This window comes from Desulforhopalus vacuolatus, from assembly GCF_016918505.1.
GTDB classification, from domain to species: Bacteria; Desulfobacterota; Desulfobulbia; order Desulfobulbales; family Desulfocapsaceae; genus Desulforhopalus; species Desulforhopalus vacuolatus.
In genome coordinates, this window is the sequence record NZ_JAFFPZ010000062.1 from 1 (window position 1) to 4,734 (window position 4,734).

At 35.7% G+C, this 4,734-nt stretch carries 4 protein-coding genes; 2 read left to right on the forward strand and 2 right to left on the reverse strand.

Features of this window, described 5'->3' with window-relative positions:
- Positions 1–260 precede the first annotated feature (260 nt).
- Positions 261–1,421 carry a hypothetical protein gene (locus JWG39_RS15765; RefSeq protein ID WP_205220403.1) on the reverse strand — a complete coding sequence of 387 codons (1,161 nt, stop codon included), beginning with the start codon at positions 1,419–1,421 and terminating at the stop codon, positions 261–263.
- Positions 1,422–1,467: 46 nt separating this feature from the next.
- Positions 1,468–1,662, reverse strand: a complete 195-nt coding sequence (locus tag JWG39_RS15770) for a hypothetical protein (protein ID WP_240192182.1) — start codon at positions 1,660–1,662, stop codon at positions 1,468–1,470.
- Positions 1,663–2,418: 756 nt separating this feature from the next.
- Between JWG39_RS15770 and JWG39_RS15775 the strand changes: the two genes are divergently transcribed.
- Together JWG39_RS15775 and JWG39_RS15780 are read left to right on the forward strand one after the other, a co-directional pair.
- Entirely contained in the window at positions 2,419–4,143 is a 1,725-nt protein-coding gene (locus JWG39_RS15775; RefSeq protein ID WP_205220404.1) for a DUF4407 domain-containing protein, read from the forward strand.
- 11 nt (positions 4,144–4,154) lie between these two features.
- Positions 4,155–4,589, forward strand: a complete 435-nt coding sequence (locus tag JWG39_RS15780) for a hypothetical protein (RefSeq protein WP_205220405.1) — start codon at positions 4,155–4,157, stop codon at positions 4,587–4,589.
- The last annotated feature ends 145 nt before the right edge of the window (positions 4,590–4,734 follow it).

Here is a 4,734-nt window from a genome sequence, read left to right on the forward strand (position 1 = left end):
GATCATCGAGTTAGCCGGGCAAATCTTTCACCATGTCACACCACTTTCACCGTTACAAGTAAGGATGTTGGAACTCCTTGGTCTGGGACCAGAAATCTATTCCGGCCTGGAGAGTAATTCCGGATAGTTTTTCAGTTTACGCGAATGGTGAGTATTAATATTACAATAAAAACTAAAAAAAGAAAAATCCTGTAAAATAAAGCAGTTAGAAATTGGCTTCGTAAACTTTCCTTAGTCTGGGTGCATTCCCATTTTCCCGGTTATACCGCTAATAAAGAAATAAGTGAATTTGCCATTTTTTTCAAACAATTCCAACGTCCTGCCTTATAGTATGAGCGCAGCATGAGTATTTTCTCAGCATTCTCCTTATACCAAAAGGTGCAGGGCCCTTTGAGTCTCAAATTAACCACTCTACGAATTGAACTTTCAATAGCACCACTGCCAATCGGTAAATTCAATGCCTTTACAGTCTGGAAATCAAGGCGGTATTTGTTGCGTACAAAATAATTCCGTTCAGCCTTGATGGCCTTGCTGTTTCGACCTCGACAAAGCATCTGTACTGCTTGTACAACCGATGCGGACTCTCCTTTTAGCAGCAACTTACGTTGTTTTGCGATCCAGGATTTCCGTTCCCTGGCAGACCAGCTTTTTCGCAACCCTGCAACCCTGCCCAAATGTTCTACAGCATGGTAGAAGTCAAGAAGCTCATATACGCTCTCCGGATTTATCCCCAGTGCTTTGATAAGTCCAGGGACTCGATTCCAAATCCAATGTGCTCCGTCTGCAACAAACAGAACCTTGTCTGATTTTTGGATGTCAAGGACCTGCAGGTAGCCCTTGAGTAATTTGAACAAGTCATCTGGACCGTTGAATCCTCCATCAATAAAAGGGGGAAAACTTTTGTCTTGTTTTCCCTGAGCATCGACAACATAGATAATTAAAAGCTTGGGTTCTCGCCAGGCTCCGTCATACCGGCTTCTTCCTTTGGTTGTTTTGGGGCCCCGTTTCTTTTCCCGTAGTCGAGTGCGGCCACCATCTGTACTGATGACAACGCGACGACCTTGAAGAGTATCTGTTTCGCTCAAGGGTATTTGGCCAGCCTGCTGTACTACTCGCGCACGTTCCGCATAACGATAAGCCAATTTTCGGATTACTTTTGTACCCAGCGTAAAACCGTGGTCGCAAAGGACTTGGCGCACCTCTTCAAACGAGCTCAGTAACGCTGCCCAAGAGCTGACCATAGCCGCCAATCCTGCTGTACAGCGATCATGAATCCCAAGCAATATCAGGCCTGTATACATCCCCTTATGCCTTTTGCCATTGCGTCGATGACAAGCTCGTCGATAATATCGGGCATGAACCTTGATGGTGACACCGCTTCTCGTTTGAACCCGAACGGTCTCAAATCCTTCGCTTTTCATTCGTCCTGGCAAATGATTAAGCAGTTCTTTTTCCTGGATCTGACATTCAGGACAATCCAGATTTATCTGAAATTTTTTTTAATAACAAAGCTGCCAATTGGTTTGTATAGCTCAGAATTTCCAATTCCACCGCTTCTACGTCCTCTGGGCTTCTTAGTCTCCGTTTGTCTTCGTCAAGTTCTTTCAAGCAAACATAAACCTCTTCAACTGTTTCACAATTGCCAGCCTTTTTCATTCCCATGACCATCCTCTCTGGTTTATAAATGAGTCGTACCCGATAAAGATACCATTTTTAGACATCACAAGTAAGCTTTTCTTAAACCGGAAAAATGGGAATGCGCCCCTTAGTCTTTAGTAATGATTTCAGTATATTAGGTTATTTCGCTCCGGGAACAGCTGTTTCCTTACCCAACCTGAGCAGGTCTTTAACGTTATCCTTAAATAATGACGAACATGGATGGCATTTGTTCATTATGTAAATCCTCCCATTCAGTCTGCCCTCTTTTTATTCGCGTTTTTCTCTTTACTATAGGGTATTCTAATTGTCAGGAATTCACCTATATTTATTAGTATTCTTGACAACTATAAATGTATGTGGTAAACGAAATAATAGTGGAACTGGGCGTATTATATTTATTTTTAACGTTCCGCTGTTTTTTCAAGGATGGAGTACATGCAAAAAACAATAAATATCGCATTCATTTCAAGTAATACTTGTTTTGTTCAGCTGAAATACCTTGTTGACCGAAAGAGGGTATAAAAAAGGATAAATTTTTGAATTTGCGTCGTAAATTATTTTTATTTTCCGGAAGTATAAGGAAAGACAAAGAATAATTTATTATAATATCGAACTAACAATACTGTAAACTCGGACGCATTTTAGTTTACTGTGGCTCACTACAAATGCACCGGTTACGGTTGGCTGTTAGCATCAGCAAAAAAAGCGCATTTCAAGTTATTGCTGTTTGATAACGTAATAGATATTAAGGAATATCAAATGAATTTAGTTGAACGCTTTTTTTGTTATAGCTCAAATTGTGACCCGGAAATCCTTGAACAGTGTCCTCCGACTGATCAAACAAAATATACATCAATAGGTGTGTTAGTTTTTTTAACTGCAATATTTGCAACTGTTGCTGCTTCATATGCACTGACAATTGCAACAAAAAGTCATGCAATTGGGCTTGCATTTGGATTGTTTTGGGGAATTTTTATATTTAATATAGACCGTTTATTAGTTGGCTCAATTCAACTTTCAGATGGTGTTTTTTCTAAATTGAGAACCCTCTTTTTTCGTTTTATCATTGCTATTATAATAGGAATTTCAGTTTCACATATAGTTGCCTTGAAATTTTTTGAAGAAGAACTTAATACTCAATACAATAATGAAAGAATAAAAAATATTGATCAACAAGAATCTAAAAGTAATTCTTCTAGCATGCCTGAAATTCTTACTCCAGATCAAAAAAGATTGAAATATGCTCAAAAAGAAAAAGAAAAATCGTATACCAGATATCGTAAAAAACTATCTAGTCTTAGAGAAGAACAACAATATATAAAAAAAGAGGAAAAAGAGCTCATAAATAAGCGAGATGGATTACAATCAAGCTTATCTGAATTGTTACATTTAGCTACTTGCGAATGTGGGGATGATTTTAAGAATAGAGAAATCGGAAAAAAATATTCATATAAAGAATATCATAACAGTGAAAAATGTTCTGAGTGGGTTCGTGATCAAACAATAACAAGTATTCCAGGGGGGGGGGAGGAATGCCGTTTACGAATAAAGAAAATTACTGACAATCTCAACACGATTAAGGACTTAGAGGATAGACTAGGTGAAACTAAAGGAGATCTCTCTTGCCAAAAAAACAAAATAAAAAAACTTGATAAGGAATATGAAAAAGAAAATGAAAATCACATTTCCTATATTGATAAATTAAGAGAAAATGCACAAGAAAATAACAAATCAAGAGCGATTTATTTGAAATCAATAAATGGCTCAGTTTCAAATGGATTTCTTGATAGAAGTGTTAATTTGTGGGCTTTATTAAAGCAATCAAAATATAAGGAGCATGGTATTTATGTTGTGTTTGGAGTTTTATTTTTAATCTTAATGATTGAAATAAGCCCCGTATTGACAAAATCATTATCAAAGCCAGGAGAGTATGAAGATTTATTAGGGCTTCACAAAAAGAAAACATCTGCAATAAAAAAGCACTATATTGAAGCAATCGAAAACCCAGCAGGTGGATTAAGTGAAAAATATTTTGATGATAGAATAGAAATTATTGAAAATTATAAAAAAAGAGTAGATGAGCTTATTTTAAATAAAAAAGCAGAGCTAGATGAAGAACGAATTTTATCTGCACTTGGCGAGTGGAAAGGGGATATATCATCTATTAAAAAATTTGTGAAATATGTAGATTCAATTGGTAGTTTTGATGGTTGTTTTGACGCAATTGATGAATCTATAACTAGAAAGTACAGTACATCGAATGTATTAAAAGCCCCAAAATTAGAAACACCAAAAATGGGGAAGTATTCATTAGCTACAAACAGTTTTCATACCATTTTAATTGTAATGGGTTCTTTTTTACTTACTTACGGATATGCATCTAAGTTAGATAGTTTAGGGATAGATGCTTTAAATACTGCATTTGCTTTAGTGGCCGTAGTTGCTCCTCTCACAGTTGGGATATTGACAAACAAAAAACTATAGGTGTTAATTTCATGTCCAGAACTTCTCTAATATGTTTTATAATTGCAGTTTGTGCGCTACCTTTTTTATATATTCAATTGAAGCCTTTATTTAATACAGAGATACAAAAAAATAATGATATTTCAGTTGTTTTTACTGAAGATGATAAGATAAAATTACTGAGATCTGTAGAAAAAATAGAAAATTGCTCTATCCTTTTTGAAAAAAAATATTTTATTAAAATAAAAGATTTATCTAAATCCTTAAATGCAATAGCAGTAGATAATGAAAAATTTAACTTAGAAGCTAATTTTCAATTTAAGAAAAACACGGATAGTGTTAAAAAAATTGCTGATGAAATAAAAATTATAGATAGCATTCATAAAGAATTAAAAACTATAATTGACAATCAAGAGAAACTTTCCAAAAAAGTTGACCAACTTGAAAAAAGAATAAATAATAAGTAACTACTCACCCCCACCAGTCTCAAGTCCTGGAATTTTACCACCTAAAGCCAACTGAATAGCGACAAGCGGATTGATTCCTTGGTTTGCCATTGTTTGCAGGTAGCTCGAGATTCTACAATAAGCTTGGGCATACAGTTTCTTCCGG

Excerpts from the sequence above, each read along its gene's own strand:
- JWG39_RS15765 (WP_205220403.1), bottom strand. The coding sequence starts at position 1,421 with ATGAAAAGCGAAGGATTTGAGACCGTTCGGGTTCAAACGAGAAGCGGT.
- JWG39_RS15770 (WP_240192182.1), bottom strand. The coding sequence starts at position 1,662 with ATGGGAATGAAAAAGGCTGGCAATTGTGAAACAGTTGAAGAGGTTTAT.
- JWG39_RS15775 (WP_205220404.1), top strand. The coding sequence starts at position 2,419 with ATGAATTTAGTTGAACGCTTTTTTTGTTATAGCTCAAATTGTGACCCG.
- JWG39_RS15780 (WP_205220405.1), top strand. The coding sequence starts at position 4,155 with ATGTCCAGAACTTCTCTAATATGTTTTATAATTGCAGTTTGTGCGCTA.